The sequence below is a fragment of the Massilia aquatica genome, from assembly GCF_011682045.1.
Lineage (GTDB): Bacteria > Pseudomonadota > Gammaproteobacteria > Burkholderiales > Burkholderiaceae_D > Telluria_A > Telluria_A aquatica.
The window spans coordinates 67,191-92,234 of record NZ_VVIW01000004.1; the positions used below are offsets into that span (position 1 = coordinate 67,191).

The 25,044-nt window shown below is 63.2% G+C and carries 27 protein-coding genes; 9 read left to right on the plus strand and 18 right to left on the minus strand.

Features of this window, described 5'->3' with window-relative positions; genetic code table 11:
* The first annotated feature begins 22 nt into the window (after positions 1-22).
* Entirely contained in the window at positions 23-397 is a 375-nt protein-coding gene (locus tag F1609_RS08795) for a hypothetical protein (RefSeq protein WP_167076112.1), read from the plus strand.
* 173 nt (positions 398-570) lie between these two features.
* On the opposite strand, the gene F1609_RS08800 is transcribed toward F1609_RS08795, so the two are convergent.
* The 13 genes from F1609_RS08800 to F1609_RS08860 form a co-directional block, all read right to left on the minus strand.
* Positions 571-876 carry a hypothetical protein gene (locus F1609_RS08800; RefSeq protein WP_167076113.1) on the minus strand — a complete coding sequence of 102 codons (306 nt, stop codon included), beginning with the start codon at positions 874-876 and terminating at the stop codon, positions 571-573.
* Positions 877-878: 2 nt separating this feature from the next.
* A complete protein-coding gene (locus tag F1609_RS08805) occupies positions 879-1,481 on the minus strand; it encodes a peptidoglycan-binding domain-containing protein (RefSeq protein ID WP_167076114.1) in 603 nt (200 codons plus the stop codon).
* A gap of 207 nt (positions 1,482-1,688) precedes the next feature.
* Positions 1,689-2,336, minus strand: a complete 648-nt coding sequence (locus F1609_RS08810; protein WP_167076115.1) for a hypothetical protein — start codon at positions 2,334-2,336, stop codon at positions 1,689-1,691.
* Complete coding sequence (locus F1609_RS08815) at positions 2,333-3,112, minus strand: enoyl-CoA hydratase (protein ID WP_167076116.1); 780 nt, start codon at positions 3,110-3,112, stop codon at positions 2,333-2,335. The genes F1609_RS08810 and F1609_RS08815 overlap by 4 nt, the downstream gene beginning before the upstream one ends.
* A gap of 74 nt (positions 3,113-3,186) precedes the next feature.
* The gene (locus F1609_RS08820; protein ID WP_167076117.1) at positions 3,187-4,383 is read right to left on the minus strand and encodes an acetyl-CoA C-acyltransferase; all 1,197 of its coding nucleotides are present in this window, start codon (positions 4,381-4,383) and stop codon (positions 3,187-3,189) included.
* 45 nt (positions 4,384-4,428) lie between these two features.
* Positions 4,429-4,875 carry a PaaI family thioesterase gene (locus F1609_RS08825; RefSeq protein ID WP_167076118.1) on the minus strand — a complete coding sequence of 149 codons (447 nt, stop codon included), beginning with the start codon at positions 4,873-4,875 and terminating at the stop codon, positions 4,429-4,431.
* 58 nt (positions 4,876-4,933) lie between these two features.
* Positions 4,934-7,330 carry a 3-hydroxyacyl-CoA dehydrogenase/enoyl-CoA hydratase family protein gene (locus tag F1609_RS08830; RefSeq protein WP_167076119.1) on the minus strand — a complete coding sequence of 799 codons (2,397 nt, stop codon included), beginning with the start codon at positions 7,328-7,330 and terminating at the stop codon, positions 4,934-4,936.
* Between the two features lie 81 nt (positions 7,331-7,411).
* The gene (locus F1609_RS08835) at positions 7,412-9,202 is read right to left on the minus strand and encodes an acyl-CoA dehydrogenase C-terminal domain-containing protein (RefSeq protein ID WP_167076120.1); all 1,791 of its coding nucleotides are present in this window, start codon (positions 9,200-9,202) and stop codon (positions 7,412-7,414) included.
* A 103-nt stretch (positions 9,203-9,305) separates the two neighbouring features.
* Positions 9,306-9,923, minus strand: a complete 618-nt coding sequence (locus F1609_RS08840; RefSeq protein WP_167076121.1) for a TetR/AcrR family transcriptional regulator — start codon at positions 9,921-9,923, stop codon at positions 9,306-9,308.
* A gap of 224 nt (positions 9,924-10,147) precedes the next feature.
* The gene (locus F1609_RS08845) at positions 10,148-10,522 is read right to left on the minus strand and encodes an RNA-binding S4 domain-containing protein (RefSeq protein ID WP_167076122.1); all 375 of its coding nucleotides are present in this window, start codon (positions 10,520-10,522) and stop codon (positions 10,148-10,150) included.
* Positions 10,523-10,703: 181 nt separating this feature from the next.
* The gene (clsB, locus tag F1609_RS08850) at positions 10,704-11,864 is read right to left on the minus strand and encodes a cardiolipin synthase ClsB (protein WP_167076123.1); all 1,161 of its coding nucleotides are present in this window, start codon (positions 11,862-11,864) and stop codon (positions 10,704-10,706) included.
* Between the two features lie 25 nt (positions 11,865-11,889).
* A complete protein-coding gene (locus F1609_RS08855) occupies positions 11,890-12,702 on the minus strand; it encodes an endonuclease/exonuclease/phosphatase family protein (protein ID WP_167076124.1) in 813 nt (270 codons plus the stop codon).
* 68 nt (positions 12,703-12,770) lie between these two features.
* Positions 12,771-13,658: a LysR family transcriptional regulator gene (locus tag F1609_RS08860; RefSeq protein WP_229421757.1), complete on the minus strand. Its 888-nt coding sequence runs from the start codon at positions 13,656-13,658 to the stop codon at positions 12,771-12,773.
* Between the two features lie 62 nt (positions 13,659-13,720).
* On the opposite strand from F1609_RS08860, the gene F1609_RS08865 reads away from it, so the two are divergent.
* Entirely contained in the window at positions 13,721-13,990 is a 270-nt protein-coding gene (locus F1609_RS08865) for a DUF2798 domain-containing protein (RefSeq protein ID WP_229421759.1), read from the plus strand.
* A gap of 60 nt (positions 13,991-14,050) precedes the next feature.
* Positions 14,051-14,584 carry a hypothetical protein gene (locus tag F1609_RS08870; protein ID WP_167076125.1) on the plus strand — a complete coding sequence of 178 codons (534 nt, stop codon included), beginning with the start codon at positions 14,051-14,053 and terminating at the stop codon, positions 14,582-14,584.
* A 27-nt stretch (positions 14,585-14,611) separates the two neighbouring features.
* Here the strand turns inward: F1609_RS08870 and F1609_RS08875 are convergent, their stop codons facing one another.
* Genes F1609_RS08875 through ssuE form a run of 5 tightly spaced genes read right to left on the minus strand, consistent with a single transcriptional unit; the run spans position 14,612 to position 18,913 of the window.
* On the minus strand, positions 14,612-15,370 hold the full coding sequence (locus F1609_RS08875; protein WP_167076126.1) for an ATP-binding cassette domain-containing protein: 759 nt from the start codon (positions 15,368-15,370) through the stop codon (positions 14,612-14,614).
* Between the two features lie 18 nt (positions 15,371-15,388).
* Positions 15,389-16,177: an aliphatic sulfonate ABC transporter permease SsuC gene (ssuC, locus tag F1609_RS08880; protein ID WP_167076127.1), complete on the minus strand. Its 789-nt coding sequence runs from the start codon at positions 16,175-16,177 to the stop codon at positions 15,389-15,391.
* Between the two features lie 2 nt (positions 16,178-16,179).
* Positions 16,180-17,328, minus strand: a complete 1,149-nt coding sequence (ssuD, locus tag F1609_RS08885) for an FMNH2-dependent alkanesulfonate monooxygenase (protein ID WP_167076128.1) — start codon at positions 17,326-17,328, stop codon at positions 16,180-16,182.
* A 15-nt stretch (positions 17,329-17,343) separates the two neighbouring features.
* Positions 17,344-18,315 (minus strand): sulfonate ABC transporter substrate-binding protein, encoded by a 972-nt coding sequence (locus tag F1609_RS08890; protein ID WP_167076129.1) that lies wholly within the window; start codon positions 18,313-18,315, stop codon positions 17,344-17,346.
* A gap of 19 nt (positions 18,316-18,334) precedes the next feature.
* Positions 18,335-18,913 carry an NADPH-dependent FMN reductase gene (gene ssuE / locus F1609_RS08895; RefSeq protein ID WP_167076130.1) on the minus strand — a complete coding sequence of 193 codons (579 nt, stop codon included), beginning with the start codon at positions 18,911-18,913 and terminating at the stop codon, positions 18,335-18,337.
* Between the two features lie 220 nt (positions 18,914-19,133).
* Here ssuE and F1609_RS08900 point away from each other — a divergent pair, with 220 nt between their 5' ends.
* Genes F1609_RS08900 through F1609_RS08925 form a run of 6 tightly spaced genes read left to right on the plus strand, consistent with a single transcriptional unit; the run spans position 19,134 to position 25,042 of the window.
* Positions 19,134-20,333, plus strand: a complete 1,200-nt coding sequence (locus F1609_RS08900; RefSeq protein WP_167076131.1) for an acyl-CoA dehydrogenase family protein — start codon at positions 19,134-19,136, stop codon at positions 20,331-20,333.
* A 4-nt stretch (positions 20,334-20,337) separates the two neighbouring features.
* Positions 20,338-21,153 (plus strand): methionine ABC transporter ATP-binding protein, encoded by an 816-nt coding sequence (locus tag F1609_RS08905; RefSeq protein ID WP_167076132.1) that lies wholly within the window; start codon positions 20,338-20,340, stop codon positions 21,151-21,153.
* Entirely contained in the window at positions 21,146-21,808 is a 663-nt protein-coding gene (locus F1609_RS08910; protein WP_167076133.1) for a methionine ABC transporter permease, read from the plus strand. Before F1609_RS08905 ends, F1609_RS08910 begins: the two co-directional genes overlap by 8 nt.
* A 24-nt stretch (positions 21,809-21,832) precedes the next feature.
* Positions 21,833-22,660 (plus strand): MetQ/NlpA family ABC transporter substrate-binding protein, encoded by an 828-nt coding sequence (locus tag F1609_RS08915; protein ID WP_167076134.1) that lies wholly within the window; start codon positions 21,833-21,835, stop codon positions 22,658-22,660.
* A gap of 4 nt (positions 22,661-22,664) precedes the next feature.
* Positions 22,665-24,056 carry an LLM class flavin-dependent oxidoreductase gene (locus F1609_RS08920; RefSeq protein WP_167076135.1) on the plus strand — a complete coding sequence of 464 codons (1,392 nt, stop codon included), beginning with the start codon at positions 22,665-22,667 and terminating at the stop codon, positions 24,054-24,056.
* Between the two features lie 17 nt (positions 24,057-24,073).
* The gene (locus F1609_RS08925) at positions 24,074-25,042 is read left to right on the plus strand and encodes an aliphatic sulfonate ABC transporter substrate-binding protein (protein WP_167076136.1); all 969 of its coding nucleotides are present in this window, start codon (positions 24,074-24,076) and stop codon (positions 25,040-25,042) included.
* The last annotated feature ends 2 nt before the right edge of the window (positions 25,043-25,044 follow it).

Consider the following 25,044-nt stretch of genomic DNA (forward strand, 5'->3'; position numbering starts at 1 on the left):
CGCAACCCATCGGAGGAACATCATGGCTATCAGAAACGATCTCAACGGTCTGCGGATGCAAAAGCCCGGCGCGCCGGAAGTCTATCTTATCGACCAGGGCAGGAAGCGGCACATTCCCGATCCGCTCACCTATAACAACCTGTTCCGCGACTGGAATGGCATCGTGCAAGACCCGCATCTGAACAATATCGACACCGGCACCCCGCTCAGCCACGGCGCCGTGCTGGCCCAGGCGCAGGGCGATGCGGCGGTGTACCTGATCGACAACGGCGTCAAGCGTCACATCGCCTCGCCGGCCACCATGGACCGCTATTATTTTGACTGGAACAAGATCCAGCATGTAGCGCCGATCCTGGTGCGTTCGATCCAGAATGGGCCGACGATCAGCTGGCCGTAAAGGAGACGTACTTTGGCGAGGCCGGTGCGATACGGCCGTGGCACGAAAGGCGACGTCCGATAACGTCGCCAATGCGCCTGCCGCGAGGCCTATGGGAGCGTGTCCTGAAGATCGGCAACGCGGAACGGATCGGATGCTCCTTAATATCTTCCGCGATCGCGGCAGGCCCACGGTTATCGCGCTGGTGCGTTCACCGTTTCTTCGTAATCCTTCAAGCCGTCGATCACGGCGGCATTTGCCGCGTATTTTTTGCGCAGCTTCGCCAGCTGCTTGTCGGTTCCGCGACAAAGGCTGTTGGCTTTCCTGATGATGTCTTGCAGCCGCTTTCTATCGTCCACATTCACGACTTCGCCTCTGAAGTAATCGCAACCATCTCGCCGCTCCATGAATTTGACAACGTCTTTGGGAAGACGCGCCGTCTCTTGCGCATGGCAAATCGTTGATGCGGCAAGCAGAAAAACGAATATTGTATTTTTCATGATTAAAATCCTGTATCAGACCAGTGGGGATCATCGCGTTTCGGCCCGCGGAATTTAATGACACCGTAGGTTGCCCCAACGGCCCGCAGAGATTTGTTTAGTCCAGTTCTCGGGCTGGTGGTAATCACCACTGTTGCACCCGTAGCGTCGACGATCGACAACGCGCCCCTCCACGATATCGACATATCGATGCCTTTGGCTGCGGTATGCCTGGACTGCAACGAGGGCCGCGCTGCTAAATTCCGCAAACTAAAAACACGGCACATTTCCTTGGCAGCAGCTCGGCTTTTAGAGAGAGAAAACTTTCCCGAAGCATCCCGATGTGCCCAGACGATATCAACGCCATCGCAGGGAGGAATGGTTTTCGGATCAGCGTTCTCTCTGTCGATACGCCACGCCCAATGCATGAGATAGGCTCTTTCAACTGGTCTGTACGTGGCTGCAATCGCTACTTTTGCGCCGGCACATTGGAGCGATTCGATGAATGCCTGGGCATAGTGGCGAAACGGCATGCTCAAGGCACGAATGTCATTACTGCCCGGGAACCGCGAAAACCAATGCGCGCCACTCAGCCTTTGCAAATTGATTATTGAAGTTGCCGCCATCAATTTCTCCTTTAAATTGCAGAACGGCCGATCCGGAAGTGCTAGCCTGACCGCGTCCTGAAGACACATTAAACACAAACCCGAGGGCATGAGTCTTGCCTTATCGCAATACTGGAAGATTTGATGTGGGCCTGAAGAGTTTGCGGGAGGCTGCTCAGGCACCTTCTGCGCCGAGGGTACAAAGATGACCTGCGAGCAAGCGCTTTGTCAGCGAATCAGTGGCACCGGATCGGAAACGCGCCGCTTGCGCCCGTGTCTCCCAAGCACAGCCGGGTACGCGAGACTGCTGACGTTGCCATCACTGACAATGACCTGCACGCCACCGGCCGTGACAATATTCTCGCAGGAAGAACGGAACGCATCAGGCTCTGGCCCGAAGCCGATGTCATGTTCTTGCATGAACGATTGCAGCCAAGCCTTGTCCGCGCCGCGCTCGGGAAACTGAGCATCGTAGGCGATGGCGTTGTTGAAGGGGTAGTCCAGTAGGTAATACACGCCGATGCGCTCCAGTCTCCCGGCACTGAACCAGAAAGTGGTTTTTCCGTTTATCCAACTGCTGTGAGGATCCATCAGTGACACTGTGCCGCAACAGCTACCGGACAGCGCCGGATATCCGGCGCGCGCCAATATCTGGTTCTTGTCCATGCCGAGCCGGATGCCGCCGAAGCTACCATCGGCGAGAAACTCGCGCAGGCTCACGAACAGGCAGGGTTCCTGGCCGGCGCCTTCCGGCGCAAGAGGTACGGACGGCACGGCAAAGGCATCGACACCGAACTTCATGCCGCAACCGGTGCAGCATGGCGCGCCGGCGAACGAGCCGGCGCCGCACATGTCGCAGGTCTTTGCTTTAATCACGCAAACTTCGAAAAATCCGGCTTGCGCTTTTCAAAGAACGCCGTGAACGCTTCCTTCGCTTCGGGCGCGAGCAGCATGGCGCCGAACAAGGCGTTTTCGGCGCCCATGGTTTCGGTAATGGCCGCATTGCGCGAGCGCTTCATCAGCGACTTGGTGGCGCGGATCGAAGCGGCCGGCAGCGCCACCAGCTTGGCGGCCTGGCGCGCCGCGTACGGACGCAGTTCTTCCAGTGGCAGCACTTTCGACACCAGCCCCATGTCGTAGGCTTCCTGCGCCAGGAACGCTTCGCCGAGCAGCAGCTTTTCGGCCGCGCGCGGAAAACCGGCCAACTGCGGCAGCAGCAGGCTCGATGCGAATTCAGGGCACAGTCCCAGCTGCGAGAACGGCATCGAGAACTTGGCGTTGTCGGCCGCGTAGACCAGGTCGCAGTGCATCAACAGCGTGGTGCCGATACCCACCGCCGCACCCGATACCGCCGCCACCACCGGTTTGCTGCTGCCGGAGAGCGCGCGCATGAACTGGAATACCGGGCGCATTTCGGCCGGCACGCCTTCGACCGGGGCCGAGTTCTTCATGAAGTCGTCCAGGTCGTTCCCGGCCGTGAAAATCTCGGGCTTGCCGACGATGAGGATCGCGCGCACCGCGTCGTCGGTTTCGGCGTCGACCAGGGCGTCGGCCATGGCCTGGTACATCACGCCGGTGATCGCGTTCTTGCGTTCGACGCGGTTGAATTCGATCGTCAGGATGCCGTCGGCCTTGCTCGTCAAAATATCCATGTACTCTCCAAAAAGTGAAAAGGGCGCCGGGGATAATCCACAGCGCCCTTGATGACTAATAGTGTAACCGACGCTTATACGCGTTCGAAAATGCCTGCCGCGCCCATGCCGGTACCGACGCACATCGTGACCATGCCGTACTTGAGGTTATTGCGGCGCAGCGCGTGGATCACGGTCGCGGCGCGGATCGCACCGGTCGCGCCCAGCGGATGGCCCAGCGCGATCGCGCCGCCCATCGGGTTGACCTTGGCCGGGTCCAGACCCAGGTCGCCGATCACCGCCAGCGCCTGTGCGGCAAAGGCTTCGTTCAGTTCGATCCAGTCCAGCTGGTCCTGGGTGATGCCGGCGGCGGCCAGCGCTGCGGGAATGGCCACCTTCGGGCCGATGCCCATGATTTCAGGCGGCACGCCGCGCACCGCGAACGAGGAGAACTTGGCCAGCGGGGTCAGGTTATGCTCGCGCAGGATTTTTTCGCTGACGATCAGGAGCGCACCGGCGCCGTCCGACATCTGCGAGCTGTTGGCGGCGGTGACGGTGCCCTTGGCCGCGAACACCGGCTTCAATTTACCGAGCGATTCGATGGTCGAATCGGCGCGCGCGCCTTCATCGGTATCGACCGTGCGGGTCTTGATGTCGACCTGGCCGGTGGCCAGGTTCGGCGTGCGGGTGATGATTTCGACCGGGGTGGTCTCGTCCTTGAAGAAGCCGGCCTGCTGCGCGGCGATGGCGCGGCGATGCGACTCGACCGAGAACGCGTCCTGCTGCTCGCGCGTCACTTTCCACTGCTTGGCCACGTTTTCCGCGGTCAGGCCCATGCCGTACGCCATGCCGACGTTTTCGTCGGTGAACATATTCATGTTCATCGATGGGTGGTGGCCCATCATCGGCACCATCGACATCGATTCGACGCCGCCGGCGATCATCACATCGGCTTCGCCGACGCGGATGCGGTCGGCCGCCATGGCGATCGCCGTGATGCCCGATGCGCAGTAACGGTTGACGGTCACGCCGCCGACGGTTTTCGGCAGGCCGGCCAGCAGCACCGACATGCGGGCGATGTTAAAGCCTTGTTCGGCTTCCGGGAACGAGCAGCCGATGATGGCGTCGTTGATCAGCGCCGGATCGAGACCGGGCGCCTGCGCCATCGCGGACTGGATCGCGCGCACCAGCAGGTCGTCCGGACGCATGGACTTGAACATGCCGCGCGGCGCCTTGCCGATCGGGGTGCGGGTTGCGGAGACGATGTAGGCGTCTTGAAGTTGTTTGCTCATAGTGTTCTCTCAAAAATTCTGTGGTTCGAAATGGGGATGAACTGATTACCGTTTTTCGGACAAATACCAGTCGACCTGCACCTGCGCCGCCAAGGTCCCGTGTTCGTCGAAGATATCGACTTGCACCGGAAAGGCCACCTTGCCGTCCGCTTTCAGCGTGGCCTTGAGCGCCGCCACATCGCCCGGAACGCGGCCGCTGGCGCGCGTCGCGCCCTTGGCCACTTTCTGGTACTGGATGCGCGACTCCTTGGCCACCGGCCGCAGACCGAGAATCAGGTCGGCGAAGGCGCCCGCCATGGCCGCGCCGGAGGCCGTTTCGGCCAGCGTAAACAGGGCCCCGGCGTGCTGCGTGCCGAGGTGGTTGTTCAGTTTCGGGTCGGCCGGCATCGACACCTCGGAGGTGCCGTTGCCGATCGCGTCGATCCGGATTCCCAGCAGCTGCACAAACGGCAGCGTGTCCATCATTTGCTGCTTGATACGGTCATACACCATGCCTGGCCTCACTCGCAGTAAAAGTTTGAACGCTAAGCTCAGGATCGACATTGCTTGATCAGTTGCGTACCGGTTTACCGGTCTGCATCATGCCCATGATCCGTTCCTGGGATTTCGGATGGTTCAGCAGTTCGAGGAAGGCCTTGCGCTCCATGTCGAGGAACCACTGTTCGCTCAACTGGCTGCCCTGGTCGATGTCGCCACCGCTCACGATCTCGGCGATCATGTCGCCCAGCTTGTAGTCGTGCGCCGAAATAAAGCCGCCGTCGCGCATGTTGACCAGTTGCGCGCGGATGGTCGCCCAGCCGTAACGGCCGGTCGCGGTGATCGTCTTCTTCATCGGAGGACGGTAGCCGGCGTCGAACATGGCGCGCGCTTCCACCTTGGCCACGTGCAGCAGTTCGTACGGATTGAAGACAATGACGTCGTCTTCTTTCAGGTAGCCCATTGCTTTGGCTTCCAGCGCCGATTTCGAGACGTTGGCCGTGGCCGCGTTGGTAAAGCCGGTCTTCAGGAAGTGCAGGATGTCCGAACCCTTGGCTTCGTTGGAAGCGCGTGCAGCCGCTTCTTTCAGGCCGCCGCCGGCGGGAATCAGGCCCACGCCGACTTCAACGAGGCCGATGTACGATTCGATCGAAGCGACGCGCTTGGACGCGTGCAGCGCCATTTCGCAGCCGCCGCCCAGTGCCAGGCCCGCCACCGCGGCAACCACTGGAATGCTCGAATATTTCATCGCCATGAAGGTATCTTGCAGCAGCGCGATGCCCGGCTCCATGGCCTTGGCGCCGCCTTGCATGAACAGCGGCAGTGCGGCTTGCAGGTCGGCGCCGGCCGAGAAGGCGCCGCCTTCGGCTGCGTCGGTATTCCAGATGACCAGGCCCTTGAAGTTCTTTTCAGCTTCGGCTTGCGCCATTTTCAGGCCGTTGATCACGCCTTCGCCGATGACGTGCATCTTGGTCTTGAGCGAGATGATCAGCACGTCGTCGTTCTGGTGCCAGATGCGCACCGAGTCGTCTTCGTGGAAGGTCACGCCGGCGGTCTTGCCGTCGACAGCGCCGGCGCCCAGCACCGGTGCGCGGAACGGCTGGCGCTCGTACACGGCCAGCGTCGAACGCGGCACGTAGGCGTTTTTCGACGCGGAAAACGAACCCTCAGGCGTGTGCACGCCTTTCTCGGCGACCTGGCCTTCGAACACCCATGCCGGCAGGGGCGCTGCGCACAGGGCGTTGCCGGCGTCGATGTCTTCCTTGACCCAGTTGGCGATCTGGGTCCAGCCCGATGCCTGCCAGGTTTCGAAAGGACCGACGTTCCAGCCGAAGCCCCAGCGCATGGCGAAGTCGACGTCGCGCGCGTTGTCGGCGATCGAACCGAGATGGACGGCGATGTAGTGGAAGGCGTCGCGGAAGATCGCCCACAGGAACTGGCCTTGCGGGTTGGTCGACTCGCGCAGCGCTTTCATCTTCTTGACCGGATCCTTTTCTTTCAGGATGCGGGCGACGATGTCGGCAGCCTTGCCGCCGCCGGCGACATAGTCACCGCTGGCAAAATCGAGGCGCTGGATCTCCTTGCCGACTTTTTTGTAGAAACCGGCGCCGGCTTTCTGGCCCAGCGCACCGGCGGCGACCAGCTTGGCCAGCACGTCCGGGGTTTTGTAGACGGCGAAGAACGGATCGTCGGCCAGGTTGTCCTGCATGGTCTTGATCACATGGCCCATCGTGTCCAGCCCGACCACGTCGGCGGTACGGAAGGTGCCCGACTTGGCGCGACCGAGCTTGGCGCCGGTCAGGTCGTCGACCACGTCCACGGTCAGGCCGAATTTTTCGGCTTCGTGGATGATCGCCAGCATGCCGAAAATACCGACGCGGTTGGCGATGAAGTTAGGGGTGTCCTTGGCGCGCACGACGCCCTTGCCCAGGGTGGTGGTCAGGAAGCCTTCGAGCTGGTCGACGATTTCCGGCTTGGTCGACTCGGTCGGGATGATTTCGACCAGGTGCATGTAGCGCGGCGGATTAAAGAAGTGAACGCCGCAGAAGCGTGCTTTCAGTTCGGCGTCGAAACCGTCGGACAGGGTCGTGATCGACAGGCCCGACGTGTTCGAGGCGAAGATCGCGTTCGGCGCGATGTGCGGTGCGACCTTTTTATACAGGTCGTGCTTCCAGTCCATGCGCTCGGCGATGGCTTCGATAATCAGGTCGCAGCCGGCCAGCAGTTCGAGGTTGTCTTCGTAGTTGGCGATTTCGATCAGCGCGGCGTCGTCCTTGTTGCCGAGTGGCGCAGGGCTGAGTTTTTTCAGGTTGTCGATGGCGCGCTGGACGATGCCGTTCTTGTTGCCGTCCTTGGCCGGCAGGTCGAACAGGACGACCGGTACCTTGGCGTTGACGCAGTGGGCGGCGATCTGCGCGCCCATCACGCCGGCGCCGAGCACGGCGACTTTTTTAACGATGAAATTGGTCATGGCTTTCCTTTGTTTTTCCGGATGACTGATTGCGTCCCTGCGCTGCACGATACATCGGCAGCGCGGGGAGCATTGAGCGTATTAGAACAAGTCGGCGTCGAGCGCCATCAGGTTGGCCGAGCCGGAACGCGCCTGGCGGATCAGCATCGCCGTTTCAGGCTGCAGACGCGCAAAGTAGAAGCGCGCGGTGGCCAGCTTGGCTTTGTAGAAGTTGTCGCCCGAGTCTTCCTTGGCCAGCGCGATCTTCGCCATCTGCGCGAAGAAGTAGCTGTAGATCAGGTGACCGACAACGCGCAGGTAAGGAACCGCCGCCGCGCCCACTTCATCGGGATTCTGGAAGGCCTTCATGCCGATTTCCATGGTCAGCTTGGTGACCTTGTCGCCCAGGTCGCCCAGCGGCGTGATGAATTCCGACAGCGCTTCGTCGGTGCCGTTTTCTTCGACGAAGTTCTTGATCTTCTCGCCGAACTTGCGCAGCTTGGCGCCGTTGTCCATCAGGACTTTACGACCCAGCAGGTCGAGCGACTGGATCGTGTTGGTGCCTTCGTAAATCAGGTTGATGCGGGCGTCGCGCACGTACTGCTCCATGCCCCACTCGGAGATGTAGCCGTGGCCGCCGTAGACCTGCATCGCTTCCGAGGTCGCGATCCAGCCGTTGTCGGTGATGAAGGCCTTGATGATTGGGGTCAGCAGCGCGACTTCGTCGGCGGCGTCCTTGCGCACTTCTTCGTCAGGGTGATTCAGTTCGCGGTCGATCTGCAGCGCGGCGTAGGACGTGAATGCGCGCGCGCCTTCGGCGTAGGCCTTGGCGGTGAGCAGCATGCGGCGCACGTCGGCGTGCACGATGATCGGGTCGGCCTGTTTTTCAGGGGCCTTGACGCCCGACAGGCTGCGCATCTGGATACGGTCTTTTGCATACACCAGCGCGTTCTGGTACGCCACTTCGGTCAGGCCGAGCGACTGCATGCCCACGCCCAGGCGGGCCGCGTTCATGAACACGAACATGGCGTTGAGGCCCTTGTTCGGCTGGCCGATGATCCAGCCTTTTGCGCCGTCCAGGTTCATCTGGCAGGTCGAGTTACCGTGGATGCCCATCTTTTCTTCGATCGCGCCGCAGAAAATCGGATTGCGCTCGCCCAGGGTGCCGTCCGCGTTCGGCAGGAACTTCGGCACCAGGAACAGCGAAATGCCTTTCGAGCCTTCCGGTGCGTCCGGCACGCGGGCCAGCACCAGGTGCAGGATGTTTTCGGCGACGTCATGCTCGCCGGCCGAGATGAAGATCTTCGAGCCGGTGATCAGCCACGAACCGTCGTCCTGCGGCAGCGCCTTGGAGCGCAGCATGCCCAGGTCGGTGCCGCAGTGCGCTTCGGTCAGGCACATGGTGCCGGTCCATTCGCCCGAGACCAGTTTCGGCAGATAGGTTTTTTTCTGTTCGTCGGTGCCGTGCTCCAGCAGGCACTCGTAGGCGCCGTGCGACAGGCCCGGGTACATCGACCAGGCCTGGTTGGAGGAATTGAGCATTTCGTAGAACGAGTTGTTCAGCACGACCGGCAAGCCCTGGCCGCCGTATTCCGGATCGCACGCGAGCGCAGCCCAGCCGCCGTCGACGTACTGCTTGTAGGCTTCCTTGAAGCCTTTTGGCGTGGTCACCGACTTGGTCGCCGCATCATAGTGGCAGCCTTCGCGGTCGCCCGAGTGGTTCAGCGGGAACAGCACGTCCTGCGTGAACTTGGCACCCTCTTCCAGTACCTGGTTGATGATGTCGGCGTCGACATCTTCGAATTTCGGCAACTGCTTCAATTCGTCGGATACATTGAGGAACTCGTGCAGCACGAACTGCATATCCCGAATTGGCGCGACGTATTGACCCATGATTTTCTCCTGACGAACGTATGGTTGATGACCAGGCCAGCGACTGCTGGACCCGGCAAAGTGATGACTCGGTACTTGATTCGATTACTGCGATCTGATTCGGTTACTGCGCTTGATTCGGTTGACTCTTGGACGGATTCTGGTAATTCATGATCAGGCGCTCGAAGCCGCTGCGCGCGCGATCGACGCTGCCCGGACGACGCAGGAAACGCGCATCGTGGTGCAGCGCCAGAATCAGGCCGTACATCTCGAAGACCATCTGGTTGGCGTCGGTATCGGCCTTGAGGTCGCCGCACTCGATGGTCTGCTCCACGCATCTTAGCAGTGCTCCCTGCCACGCACGCACCATCGACACCAGTTCTTCGCGAATCGGGCCGGGACGGTCGTCGTATTCGACCGCGCCGCTGATATAGATGCAGCCGGAAGCGATCTCGACGCTGACGCGCTTGATCCAGCGGGCATTCATGGCCTTGAGGCGCGACAGGCCGCGCGGCTCCTTGACGCTCGGGAAAAACACTTCCTGCTCGAAACGGTGGTGATACAGCTTGAGCACTTCCATCTGCAAGTCTTCACGCGAACCGAAGTGCGCGAACACCCCCGACTTGCTCATGTTCATTTTGTCCGCGAGCAAGCCGATCGTCAGCCCTTCCAGGCCATCGCGGCTGGAAAGGTCGAGCGCAACGTCCAGGATGGCGGCCCGCGTGAGCTCGCCCTTGCGCATGAATTTGACTGAAGTGTTAATAGATGGTCCCGTTGGTAGTTAAAAATGCGACCCGCTGAATATAAATCCGAACGCTCGTACTATTATCCACTACAAAGCAAATGTCAAACGGGAACTTAGAGGTGGGGGTCTATTGCTGCGTTGCAGCAATAGACGATGATTTTGAGCCATTGCGGCCAGGAATGAAGGGGGCGACGGTGGCGCTGCGCGCAACCGGCCAGCCCTTACTCCCCGGCCTTGCTGATCGCCCGACGGTCGCGCTTGGTCGGGCGGCCCTTGATGGTGGTGCCCGGCTCGCGGTACAGCTTGCGCGCCTCGGCATCGTTCTCGCGCTTGCTCACGCTCTCTTCGGTCTCTTCGTACAAGGTCCGGGCGATCGGCGCGCCGCCGCGCACGTCCGAAATGCGCAGGACCCGCACTTCCCACGTGTCGGCCCCGTTGTCGATCAACAGCTTGTCCTCCAGCTTGACCGCGCGCGCCGGCTTGATGCGCTCGCCGTCGAGGCGCACCTTGCCCGTATCGACCGCATCCGTCGCCAGCGAGCGCGTCTTGAAAAAGCGCGCCGCCCATAACCATTTATCGATTCTTACATTGTCCATCAGGCATATCCTATAGCGAAAATCCGCATCGCCATTTTATAGAAGAAGTAGGCCACTTCGTAACCGCTGCGCCGTACCCATCATTTCCCATCAGGCATATCCGATAGCGAAGATCCGCATCGCCATCTTATAGAAAAAATATGCCACCTCGTAACCGCTGCGCCGTACCCATCATTTCCCATCAGGCATATCCGATAGCGAAGATCCGCATCGCCATCTTATAGAAAAAATATGCCACCTCGTAACCGCTGCGCCGTACCCATCCCACGTGTTCAAAATCTTCCCGGCAAATCATCACGCCCTCCGAGATCCCGCGCCGGATGTGTTCGCGCATGGTCCGGGCGAATTCATGGTCTTTGACAACCACATTGGCTTCCTGGTTCAAAAACAGGGACAAGCCGTCGCAATTGCTCGACCCGACCGTCGACCAGTCGTCATCCACCACCGCCACCTTGGCGTGCAGCTGGGTCTTGCGGTATTCGTAGACTTCGACCCCGCTGTCGAGCAATTTGGGGTAAAACGAGCGCGCCACCATGTCTTGCAGCTTGATTTCGCCCACGCCGATCAGCAGCTTCACCTCGACCCCGCGCTCGGCCGCGATGGCCAGCGCCTTGCGGAATTTATGTCCGGGGGCAAAGTAAGGATTGACCAGCAGCACGCTTTTCTTGGCATGGCCGATCGCGTGCAGATAGGCGCGCTGGATGGTGTGGCGGTTACGCAAGCTGTCGCGCACCACGAAGGCGGCCTGCATCGGCTTGTCGCCTTCTTGCGACTGTTCCTTGCGCATTTCGCGGAACAGGCCGATCCGCTTCATCAGGCCCAGATGGCCCACGCGCGCCCATTGGGTCTGCATTTCGTGGTGGATGGCGGCCACCAGCAGGCCGCGCACCTGCACCGCGAAGTCCCAGCGCGGCGCCGGCAGGCGCCTGCCCGGATCGTAATCGCAGAACCAGTCATCGTTGACGTTGATGCCGCCGACAAAGGCCACCTCGCGGTCGACCACGACGATCTTGCGGTGGGTGCGCGCCACGCCACGCTTGAACCAGGCATTGAAGGCGCGAAAGCGCACGTTGGCGGCGGCAAAGGCAATGCCCAGGCGGGTCGATTGCGCGTGCCCCGTGCCCCACCAGTCGGTCACCACGCGCACCTTGACGCCGCGCTGCCCGGCGCGGCACAGGGCGTCCGCCACCGAGCGGCCGGTGGCATCGTCGGCGAAAATATAGGTTTCGAAGTAAATGTCGTACTGCGCCGCATCAATTGCCGCAATCACCGCGGGGAAGAATTCCAGTCCGGTTTCGAGCAGGGCGATGTCGTTGTGGGCGGTGTAATGGACCGAGCGCATAGTGCTTCAGGTTGGTTGCAGAGCCTCAGGCCAGCTTGAGATTGGCCACGATGGGGGCGTGATCGGATAATTTCGCCCATAAGGTACCATGCAAGACCTCGGCCGCGTCCACCTTGAAGCCGCGCACATAAATGCGGTCGAGGCGGAAAAACGGCAGCGCGGCGGGAAAGGTGCGCGCCGGCGTGACCGGCTTTTCGCGTCCCGAAAAGCTGCGCACCAGGTCGCCCAGGCGCGAACGCGCACCGAGTTCGTCGAACACTTCGACCACGCCCAGTTCATTGCGCAGCTTGTCGCTGAGGGTGTTGCGCCAGTCGTTGAAGTCGCCCGCGATGATGACCGGCTCGCCATTCGGCGCCGAGGCCTTGACGCAGTCGATCAGCGCCTGGGTCTGGCGGCCGCGCCCCGATTCGAACAGCCCCAGGTGGACCACATAGCAATGCACCTGGCATTTGGGCGTATCGAGGATGCAATGCAGGATGCCGCGCTGTTCATACGCATGGTCCGACACGTCATGGTTGTGGGTGCCGCCGATCGGGTAGGCCGACAGCAAGGCGTTGCCGTGGTGACCGTGATCGTAGACCGCGTTCATGCCGTAGGCCGAATGATGCGAGTCGCCCGCGAAATATTCGTGCTGGGCACGTTCGGGCCAATGGCGGTGTCCGCGGCTCTCGTCGCCGAACTTGGCCGAGTTGCGGTCGTGCTTGCCCTGCACTTCCTGCAGGAACACGACGTCCGCATCGAATTGGGCAATCGCCTTTTTCAGGGCCAGCACGCGTGGTGTGCTCCGGATGGAGGACACGCCTTTGTGGATATTATAGGTAGCGACACGAATCTTCATGGGAACATTCTAACCCCTTCGGGGAATGTTCTTCAGAAGGAACCCTATCGTGCGCACGCGCTGCGCCTTCACAGCGAATGCACTGCGCAAAATTGGCTCAGATAATCGAGCAAGGCGCGCACCCGCGCCGGCAGGTAGCGCTGCTGCGACCAGGCCGCATAAATATGACGCCGCTCGGTACTCCAGCCAGGCAGCACCAGGACCAGCGCGCCGGAGGCCACGTGGCGGCGGCCCATGGTGCCTGGGCACAGCATGATGCCCAGGCCGTCGAGCGCCATCGACAGCGCCAGGTCCATCTGGTTGGCCTGGAAGCGCGGTGCGCCCTGCACCACGACCTCCGCGCTGTCGGCCGGATCGCGCAGTTTCCAGCGCGTGAGCGGACGGCCGACGATGCGCGCATGCGCTTCCAGCTCGCCCGGGGTGTGCGGCACGCCGGCCGCTTGCAGGTAGGCCGGCGAGGCAACCAGCATCAGGTCGGTGCTGGCCAGGAGCTTCTGGTTCAAGCTGGAATCTTGCTGTTCGCCCACCCGGATCGCCAGGTCGGCGCCGCTGCCGACCACGTCGACGAGCTCGTTCGACATCTCCACCTCCAGCGTCACCTCGGGATAGGAGCGCAGGAAGCCCGACCACGCCTGGCGGAAGTAACCCTGCGCCAGATGCACGGGAGCGAGCACGCGAATATTGCCGGAAATGGCTCCCAGGGTGGCATCGAGGCGCTGGGTGGCCTGGCGCAGCGCATGGATCAGCGGACGGCACTGTTCGTAATATTGCGCACCTTCGGCCGTGAGCTGCATGCGGCGCGCACTGCGGTTGAGCAATTTGTAGCCGAGCGCACGCTCCAGCGCCTGTAATCGGCGCGTTACCGTCGCGGCCGGCAATTGCATGCTGTCGGCCGCCGTCGCCAGGCTGCCGGCTTCGACGATGGCGATGAACAGGGAAAGGTCGTCGAGCATCATGATCTCGTTTTTGGAATTACAGATTCATCTTGTCGCTCTAGTATAACGGTATGCAATTGATTATGCTGATCGGCTTCTGGAACTTCGAGGCTAACTGCATGTCCAATCCATTCAAGACACGGCTGCTGTTCAGCATCGTGATGTCGGCGCTGATGTCGTTTCTTATGACAGGGTGGGTAACGTGGCTCAATCTGGGATTTGGTCCGGACTACACAGTGCGTTGGATGCGCGCATTCCTGGCCGCATGGCCGGCCGCGTTCACAATCGTGATGCTGTGCGGACCTACCGTGCAGCGCTTTTGCCAGCGTTTGATCGGTCACAAGCCAGCTTGAACCAACTTTGAACGGGAGAAATGTTAATATTGGAGCAATATTTCATGTGAAGAGGCTGTGATGATCAATTTCAAAGCATGCGCGCTGGTACTGTTGGCATGTGCCGCGCACGCATCGGCACAAGACGTACTGCTGGCTGGAAAGGCGCAGCGCGTGGTCTTGCTGGCCTATGGTGCGCAGGAATGCCCCGATCCCTGCGCCGCGCGCGCGCCGCAGGATGGAAGGCCATGGGTTTGCATCAACAACGGCGGTGGCTGCGAGCACATGGACGTCGAGGTGAACCAGGTTTTCCTGGGCGAGGCTGGCGGCACACGCAGGGTGTTCAAGAAGGGCATCGGGGAATGGGGGCCGAGTTTCACCGACTGGCGTGGCGAGGTCGTTGTCAGCCAGGAAGGCGACAGGATTTCATGGTCGCCCGCGCACGTGCAGGACGGCAAAATCTACATCGAGTCAAAGAAACTGCGCAGCATCCGCAACGTGAAGACCAGCGATCTGGGGCCGAACGCCGATGACCTGGTCGCGCTCGATGCGGTGCTCGACCGCGTGCGCCAGGCGGACGCCCGGCAACAGCGCCGCAGCATCGGCAAGGAATAGCGCCAGCGCGCAGTTCGCCCCGCTGGTCTATTTGTGCAGCACCCTGGCCAGCACGCTTTGCTCCAGCGCGGCAAACGCCGCCGTGCCGCGCCGGCCTGAGCGCGGCAAGTCCACGTGCAGGTCCAGGCTGATGCCCCCGTCCTCGACCAGCAGCACGCGGTCGGCCAGGGCCAGCGCTTCCTGCACATCGTGCGTGACCAGCACGGCGGTAAAACCGCGCGCCAGCCACAGCGATTCGATCAATTGCTGCATCTCGATGCGGGTCAGCGCATCGAGCGCGCCCAGCGGTTCGTCGAGCAGCAACAGTTGCGGCTCATGCACCAGCGCACGCGCCAGCGCCACTCGCTGACGCTGTCCACCGGACAATTCGGTCGGCCAGTCGCCGGCCCGCGCCGCCAGGCCGACCGTCTCCAGCGCGGCTGCGGCACGCTCCCGGGCACCCGGCAAACCCAGCGCCACGTTCTCCAGCACGCTCTTCCACGGCAACAGGCGCGCTTCCTGGAACATGATGCGCACGTCCGGATCGCGCACCCCATCGCCGATGCGGATCTGGCCGGCGTCCAGACTCTCGAGCTGCGCGATGGTGCGCAGCAAGGTGCTCTTGCCGCAACCGCTGCGCCCGATCACCGCCACGAACTCGCCCGGCGCCAGTTCCAGGTCGATTCCGCCCAGCACGTCACGGCCGGCGTAGCTTTTGGTCACGCCGCGCAGCGACACGCCCACGCCATGCTGGCCCAGCGCGGCGGCGGCGCCGACGGTGCTTTCTTCGATCCGATTGATTTGCATGCTGATTCCCGATAGCGATTAGCGGTACGCCGGATTCCAGCGCAAGAAGTGTTTTTCCAGGCCGCGCGACAACAGATCGGCGGCCTTGCCCAGCAGGGCGTACAGCAAAATGCCAACCAGCACGATGTCGGTTTGCAGGAATTCGCGCGCATTCATGGTCATGTAGCCGATCCCGGCCTGGGCCGAAATGGTTTCCGCCACGATCAGGAGCACCCACACCAGCCCCAGCGAAAAGCGCACGCCCACCAGGATCGACGGCAGCGCCGCCGGCAAGATCACATCGCGGTACAGCGGCCAGCCCGACAGGCCATAGCTGCGCGCCATCTCGATCAGGCCCTGGTCGGCCGAGCGGATGCCGTGAAAAGTGTTCAGGTACACCGGAAAAAACACGCCAATGGCCAGCAGGAACAGCTTGGCGGTTTCGTCGATGCCGAACCACAAAATGACCAGCGGAATCAAAGCCAGCGCCGGAATGTTGCGGATCATTTGCAAGGTGGTATCGAGCAAGGTTTCAGCCCGCTTGACGCTGCCGTTGAGCAATCCCAACAGCAAGCCCAATCCGGCGCCGATGGCAAACCCGGTCACCGCGCGCCACAGGCTGGTGCGCAGGTGCTGCCACAGCTCGCCCGATACGGTCAGCGTCCAGAACGCCTTGGCCACCGCCCACGGCTCCGGCAGGATGCGGCTCGACAGCCAGCCCGCCTGCGCCGCAATCTGCCAGGCCAGGATCAGGCCCAGCGGCAGCGCCCACGGCGCCAGTGCCGATGGCCGGTCCGGGGCGCGCGCGCTTGCGACAGCGCCGGCCATGCTCAAGCCGCCTTTTTCGGCAGAATATCGCTGGCCATCATCTCGCCGAACGGGCCGGTGATCGACTGCTCGCCGGCCTGCTTGCCCTTGCCCAGCAGCGGGAACACCAGTTCGGCGAAGCGGTACGATTCTTCCAGGTGCGGATAGCCGGACAGGATGAAGGTCTCGATCCCCAGGTCCGCATATTCCCGCATGCGCGCAGCCACCGTTTCGGCGTCGCCCACCAGCGCGGTGCCGGCGCCGCCCCGTACCAGGCCCACGCCGGCCCACAGATTGGGCGACACTTCCAGCTTGTCGCGCCGCCCGCCATGCAGGGCCGCCATGCGGCGCTGGCCGACCGAATCCATTTTCGCAAACGCCGCCTGCGCCTTGGCGATGACGTCGTCATCGAGATGGCTGATCAATTCATCGGCCGCGCGCCACGCCGCTTCGTTCGTTTCGCGCACGATCACGTGCAGGCGAATCCCGAAGCGCAGGGTGCGTCCGTGCCTGGCGGCGCGCGCGCGAATGTCGGCCAGTTTCTCGGCCACGGCGGCCGGCGGCTCGCCCCAGGTCAGGTACACGTCCATCTGCTCGGCCGCCAGTTCGTGCGCGGGCTCGGACGAACCGCCGAAGTACAGCGGCGGATACGGCTTTTGCACCGGCGGGTACAGGGTTTTGGCGCCCTTGACCTGCAAGTGCTTGCCCTCGAAATCATAGCCGGCCGCGCCGCCCTCGCCGGCCATGGTGGCGCGCCAGATGCGGAAGAATTCATCCGAAATTTCGTAGCGTTTGCTGTGGTCCGCAAACAGGCCGTCCGCTTCCAGTTCGCCCTGGTCGCCACCGGTCACCACATTGATCAACAGGCGCCCGTTCGACAAACGGTCGAAGGTCGAGGCCATGCGCACCGCCAGTCCCGGCGTCGACAGGCCGGGACGGATCGCCACCAGGAACTTGAGCTTCTGCGTGACGGCCATCAGCGACGAGGCCACCACCCAGGCGTCCTCGCAGGAACGCCCGGTTGGCAGAAGGACGCCATCGTAGCCGAGGGTATCGGCTGCAACGGCGACCTGGCGCAGATAGTCGGCATCGACACTGCGCGCACCCTTGCTGGTACCAAGATAGCGGCTATCGCCATGGGTGGGGATAAACCAGAACACATTCAACGACATGACATACTCCTGAATCTATAATTTGAACGCCAGCTGCGCATCCTTGACGACAATCGGCTTCGGAATCAGTTTAAGGTTGGCGAAGACGTCCGCGATCTTCTGCTGCTCGCGAATGACTTCCGGCGTGACCGGCTTGACGCCGTACGAATAGCGCTGCGCGGCCAGCTCCACAATGCTGCTGTCTAACCCCGTCTGCGCCGCCAGGATGGCGCTGACTTCCTTGATGTTCTGGCGCCCCCACTCATCGACCTTGGCCAGTTCGTCGATGACGATGCGCACGATCTCCGGCTGCGCCTCGGCATACGGGCGCGCCGCCAGGTAGAACTGGTGGTTCGACACCAGTCCCTTGCCATCGGCCAGCACGCGCGCGCCAAGCTGCTTTTCGGCGGCGGCCAGGAACGGGTCCCAGATCACCCACGCGTCGACCGCACCGCGCTCGAAGGAAGCGCGCGCGTCGGCCGGCGGCAGGAAAACAGTCTGCACATCCTTGTAGTCGATGCCGGCCTTTTCCAGCGCCCGCACCAGCAGGTAGTGCACGTTCGACCCCTTGTTCAGCGCGATCTTCTTGCCCTTCAAATCGGCCAGCGTGCGGATCGCCGAGCCCTTGGGCACCACGATCGCTTCCGAGCCCGGCGACGGCGGCTCGTTGCCCACGTAGACCAGGTCGGCCCCCGCAGCCTGCGCAAAAATCGGCGGCGCCTCGCCCACCGTGCCGAAGTCGATGCTGCCCACGTTGAGCCCTTCGAGCAGCACCGGGCCGGCCGGGAACTCGGTCCACTTGACCGTCACGCCCCTGGGGGCCAGCCGTTTTTCCAGCGTCCCGCGCCCTTTGAGCAGCGTGAGCGTGCCGTATTTTTGATAACCGATGCGCACCTCCTTCGCGCTTTGCGCACTGGCGGCGCCGGGCAAGGCCCCTGCAACGGCGGCGGCGAACAGCATTCCCAGGGTGCGGCGGCGCGCACTGCGTTGTTCCAGATGTGAAGTCATTGCGGCCTCTCTTGAATGGTCAGGCGGCCAGCGAATGCTGGGCGCGTTGCGCTTGCAGGCGGCGCTGCGGCAGCGCGAACAGCTCGGACGAGAGCTGTTCGACACCGCGCGCCACGCGCGCAGCTATCGGCGCGTCGAGGCTCAAGCCTGTGGCGGCGTTCCAGCGCAGCTGGTCGGAGGTGGCGTAAATCCCCGGCAGGATAAAGCGCGCCGAGAGCGACGCCAGCACCGGCCGCAAGGCGTAATCGAGCACCAGCATGTGCGACTGGCTGCCGCCGGTGGCCAGCGGCAGCACCAGCTTGCCCTCCAGGCCATCTTGCGGCAGCAGGTCGAGGAAGGCTTTCAGGATGCCCGTGTAGGATGCCTTGTACACCGGCGTGGCGATGACGATGGCGTCGGCGTCCAGCAGCAGCGCCGTGGCCCGCACGATGGCCGGGTCGTCGAAACTCGCATGCAGCAGCGCTTGCGCCGGCAGGTCGCGCACTTGCAGGGTGTTGCAGCGGTGCCCGTGCAGGGTCAGCTTGTCGCCCACGTGCTGCAACAGCCTGGCGCCGCTCGACGCTATCGACGGGCTCCCGCCCAGCAAAAGTACGCTCATGATTTTTCCGATCCGGTGAGAAGTCAAACAAACGAATAGCAAACGAATGAGCACAGGCTACGGCGCGCGCGGGTAAATCGGAACGAATGCTTTTGCGCTTCGATATGCGCTTTTCGTTCCATCGGTTTTCGCATAAGGAAGGGCGGATATCTTCGTTCACGCCGCCCCAGGGCCGGTGCAATACTGGCCCCCTCGACTGTCTTTCAAGGCTTGTTCCATCATGTCAGCCACCCTGCTCCGCTCCATTCCAGATGCTGCCCCCAGCGATCCGCTGCTTGTGGCCACCGCTCTCGCCGAACGCCTTGCCGCCACCGCGGTGCAGCGCGACCGTGACGGCGGCCATGCGTTTGATGAACGCGAATGGATCCGCGCCTCCGGTTTGCTGACCCTGTCGATCCCCACCGAATTCGGCGGCCAGGGGGCGCCTTGGCCTGTGGTGTACCAGACGATCCGCATCCTGGCGCGCGCCGACAGCGCCCTGGCGCATGTCTTCGGCTTCCATCACCTGCAACTGGCCGGGATTCGCCTGTACGGTAGCGCGCAGCAGCAGCGCCACCTGTTGACAGCCACCGTCGAACAGGGTCTGTTCTGGGGTAACGCCCTGAACCCGCTCGACCAGCGCACCACCGCGCTGCGCGGCGCCGACGGCTTTATCCTCAATGGCGTCAAGAGCTTTTCATCGGGCTCGGTCGGTTCCGACTGGCTGACCGTGTCGGCCTGGGACGCCGCCGCCGGCGAAGCGCTGATCGGCGTGGTGCCGACCGCGCAGCCCGGCGTGCGCGTGCAGGCCGACTGGGACGCCTTCGGCCAGAAGCAGACCGACAGCGGCAACGTCCACTTCGACCAAGTGCACCTGCCTGCGCAGTACGTGCTGCAAGCGCCCGGCCTGGCTCCGACCGCGCAGGCGACCCTGCGCTCGCAGGTGGCGCAGCTGATCATGGCCAATCTGTACCTGGGCATCGCCAGCGGCGCCTTCGATAGCGCCCGCGAGTACACGCGCGAGCAGTCGCGCCCGTGGTTCGCGTCCGGCGTGGACAGCGCTGCCGACGACCCGCTCATCCAGCACCGCTACGGCCAACTGTGGCTGCTGCTGCGCCCCGCGCAGGTGCTGGCCGACCATGCGGCGCACGAGCTGGAACGCGCCTTTAACAAGGGCGCCCTGCTCACCGCGCGCGAACGCGGCGAAGTGGCGGTCGCCGTGGCCGAAGCGAAAGCCCTGTCGCACCGCGCCGGCATTGAAATCAGCAGCCAGATGTTCGAACTGACCGGCGCGCGCGCCACCTCGGCCAAATTCGGCTACGACCGTTTCTGGCGCAACGTGCGCGTGCACACCCTGCACGACCCGATCGACTACAAGCTGCGCGACCTCGGACGCTACGTCCTCGATGGCAGCGTCCCCGAACCGACCGCCTACTCCTGACACCATGAGCACTCACACCACTCCCGGCGACCCGCTGATCCGCATCGACGGCGCCAGCAAGTCGTTCGCCCTGCCGCGCGGCGGCACTTTTGAGGCCGTCAAGAGCGTCAGCCTCACCGTCGACAAGGGCGACGTGTTTGGCCTGATCGGCAAAAGCGGCGCCGGCAAATCGACCCTGCTGCGCCTGATTAACCTGCTCGAACGCCCCGACAGCGGCAGCATTACCGTGGCCGGGCGCGAATTAACGGCCTTGAACAAGCGCGAACTGCGCGACGCGCGCCAGAACATCGGCATGATTTTCCAGCAGTTCAACCTGCTGCAAAACGCCACCGTGTACGAGAACGTCGCCTTCCCGCTGCGCATCCACGGCACCCTGAACGCGCCGCGTCTGGCCGCGCGCGTGCTCGAATGCCTGGAGCTGGTGGGCCTGGCCGACAAGGCCGAAAACTATCCGGCCCAGCTCTCGGGCGGCCAGAAACAGCGCGCCGCCATCGCCCGCGCGCTGGCCAGCCGGCCCGACGTGCTGCTGTGCGACGAGCCCACATCCGCACTCGACGCCGAAACCACGCGCTCCCTGCTCGATACCCTGCGCGACATCAACCTGCGCCTGGGCGTGACCATCGTCATCGTCAGCCACGAGCTGTCGGTGCTGGGCGCCATCTGCAACCGGGTCGCGGTGATCGAAGACGGCGCACTGGCCGAACAATTCGCGCTGGCGGACACCAGCAGCGCGCGCATCACGGCGCTGGGCCGCGAACTGGCCTACTACGGCAGCGAAGGTTTCGCCGCCACCGCCTGGAAAGGAATCGAACATGTTTGACAATGTCGTCACCCTGCTGCCCGAACTGTGGGTGGCGCTCGGCCAGACCATGACCATGCTGGCGATCGGCCTCACCGCCGCGGTGCTGCTGGGCGGCCCGCTCGGCATCGTGCTGTTCCTGGTGGCCGACGGCCAGTCGCTGCAAAACCGCCCGCTCGCGCTGGTCCTCGGGTGGATCGTCAACACGGTGCGCTCCTTCCCCTTCATCATTTTGCTGGTCGCGCTGGTGCCGTTCACGCGCATCATCGCGGGCACCTCGATCGGCCCGCTGGCGGCCGCCGTGCCGCTCTCGTTCGCGGCCATTCCCTACTTTGCACGGCTGGTGGAACAGAACCTGCGCGATGTGCCGCGCGGCGTGATCGAAGCGGCGCACGCCATGGGTGCCTCCGAGTTCCAGATCGTCACCCGCGTGCTGCTGGTGGAAGCGCGCTCCGGCCTAGTGCTTGCCCTGACGGTGCTGTCGATCAGCTTTTTATCGTATTCGGCGGTGGCCGGCGTGGTCGGCGGCGGCGGCATTGGCGACCTGGCGATCCGCTACGGCTACTACCGCTTCGAGACCGACATCATGATCGTCACCGTCGCCATCCTGGTGGTGCTGGTGCAGATCATCCAGTTCACCGGCACCCGCATCGCACGCCGCATCGACCAGCGCTAATTTCACTTCACTTCAGAGGACACCATGTTCATCGCACGCCGTACCATCCTTGCCGCCATTGCCGGCCTGGCCTTTGCCGCTTCCGCCAGCGCCGCCAAGGACCCGAAAGAAATCGTCATCGGCACCAGCGCCGGCCCGTACGCCGACCAGATCAAGCTGGGGATCAAGCCGATCCTCGAAAAACAGGGCTACAAGATCAAGGTCATCGAGTTCAACGACTACATCCAGCCCAATTTCGCGCTGGCTGAAGGCTCGCTCGACGCCAACGTATTCCAGCACATCGTCTATTTAACCAAGTTCGCGACCGAGCACAAACTGGCGCTGACCGACCTGGTGACGATTCCTACCGCACCGATCGCTATCTACAGCAAGAAGCACAAGTCGCTGACCGACGTAAAGGACGGCAGCACCGTGGCGCTGCCGAACGACCCGACCAACCAGGCGCGCGCACTGGTGCTGCTCGACCAGCTGGGCTGGATCAAGCTGCGCGAGAAATTCGATCCGGTGCGCGCGTCGGAAAAAGACATCGCCAGTTACCAGAAGAAGATCAAACTGGTGCCGCTGGAAGCGGCCCAGCTTCCGCGCTCGCTGCAAGACGTGGACTACGCTTTCGTCAACGGGAACTACGCGCTGGCATCGGGCCTGAAACTGACTGAAGCCCTGGTCACCGAAAAGATCTCGCCCAACTACATCAACCTGGTCGCGGTGCGCAGCGCCGACAAGCAGAAGCAGTTTGCCAAGGACCTGGCGGCCGCCTACCGCTCGCCCGAATTCCTGGCCGTGACCAACAAGCACTTCGCCGGCTACGCCAAGACCGATTACCAGCTGGCCCTGCAAGCGGCAGCCAAGTAGCATCATGGCCAAGCCGATTCGCTTCAACGCGTTCCAGATGAACACCGTCGGCCACCAGTCCCCCGGACTGTGGACTCACCCGCGCGACAACAGCCACCGCTACCTCGAGGCCGACTACTGGACCGAACTGGCGCAGTTGCTCGAAGCGGGCCATTTCGATGCCATCTTCCTGGCCGATGTGCTGGGCGTGTACGACGTGTACCAGGGCAGCGCCGATGCGGCCCTGCGCCACGCGGTGCAGGCGCCGCTGAACGATCCGCTGGCACTGGTGCCGATCATCGCGGGCGCCACGCGCCACCTCGGCATCGGCGTCACCGCCGCCCTGACGTACGAGCATCCGTACACGTTCGCGCGCCGCATCTCGACGCTCGATCATCTGACGCGCGGGCGCATCGGCTGGAACATCGTGACCGGTTATCTGGACAGCGCGGCGCGCAACCTGGGCCTGCAACAGCAGCTCGGCCACGACGAACGCTACGACCTGGCCGACGAATACCTCGACGTGGTCTATAAACTGTGGGAAAAGAGTTGGGAAGACGACGCCGTAGTGCGCGACAAGGCGCGCGGCGTGTACGCCGATCCGGATAAGGTCCACCCGATCAACCACGCAGGCCGCCATTACACCGTACCCGGCATCCACCTGTGCGAACCATCGCCGCAGCGCACGCCCTTTTTGTACCAGGCCGGCGCCTCGCCGCGCGGCATGGCGTTTGCGGCGCGCCACGCGGAGGCGACCTTTGTCAGTGGCCCGAGCATCAACGTGGTCAAGCGCTACGTGGACGACACGCGCGCCGCCGTGCGCGCCGCCGGCCGCGATGGCGACGCCTTGCTGGTCTACGCGCAGGCGCTGGTCATCACCGCGCCCACCTCGGAAGAAGCGCACGCCAAATACGAAGACTACCAAAGCCATGTCGATATCGAGGCGACCCTGGTGCTGCTGTCCGGCTGGACCGGGGTCGATTTCAGCCGCATCCCGCCGGGCGCCACCATCGAGTACATCGAGACCGAAGCCGGCCGCTCCGCCCTTGCCTCGCTCAGCGCGGCCGATCCCTCGCGCACGTGGACGGTGCGCGAAGCGGCCCGTTTCATCGGACTGGGAGGACGCGGCCCGATCCTGGTCGGCTCGCCGCCAGAGGTGGCCGACCAGCTCGAACTGTGGATGGAGCAAACCGGCGTCGATGGCTTCAACCTCGCCTTCGCCCTCGCCCACGAAACCATGCGCGACGTCGTGGAGCTGATCGTGCCGGAGCTGCAACGACGCGGCCGCTACCCCGGCGACAGCGACAGCCTTGGCGCCACCCTGCGCCATCGGCTGACCGGCAAGGGTTCGCGCCTGCCGGCCAGCCACCACGGCCGCCAGGTCCGCATCACCCCACCGCTGCAATCGGCAGCCTGACTTCACCCAAGGACCCCATGAAACGCCGCAACCTCCTGCAACTGGCCGCCCTGTCGGTCCTTCCCGGTGTCGCCAGCGCGGCGCCGCTGCGCGAACTGCGCCTCGATTACGCCTACTACTCGCCAACGAGCCTGGTGCTGCGCCGCTTCGGCTGGCTGGAAGAGGAATTCAAGGCCGACGGCACCGCCATCAAATGGGTGCACAGCGCGGGCAGCAACCGCGCGCTCGAATACCTGAACGCCAACAGCATCGACATCGGTTCCAGCGCCGGCCTGGCCGCCCTGCTGTCCAGGGCCAACGGCAATCCGATCCGCACGCCGTATATCTTTTCGCGCCCCGAGTGGACCGCGCTGGTGGTGCGCAAGGATTCGCCGATCCGCACCCTGGCCGACCTGAAAGGCAAAAAGGTGGCCGCCACCAAGGGCACCGACCCTTACCTGTTCCTGCTGCGCGCGCTCAAGACGGCGGGCCTGAAACGCAGCGACATCGAACACGTCGGCCTGCAGCACGCGGACGGGCGCGCGGCACTGGAACAGGGCCGGGTCGACGCCTGGGCCGGGCTCGATCCGCACATGGCGGCGAGCGAACTGGAAGGCGGCGCGCGCCTCATTTACCGCAACGTGGCGTTCAACACCTACGGCTTCCTGAACGTGCGCGACGACTTCCTGGCGGCGCGCCCGACCGAGACAGCACGCGTCATCAAAGCCTACGAGCGCGCCCGCAAATGGGTCGGCGCCAACCCGACCGAGGCCGCGAAAATCCTGGCCGAAGAAGCCAAGGTGTCGCTGCCGGTAGCGCTTTTGCAGATCAAGCTGCGCAGCGATTTCAGCAACCCGCAGCCATCGGCGGAACACGTCAGGGCGCTGCAACTGGCGGCCCCGATCCTGCGCGACGAAGCGCTGGTCAAGCCGGGCACGGACCTCGACAAAGTCATCGCCGGCCTGGTCGACACGCGCTTCGCCCAAACCGTCATCGCGCGCGCGTAAGC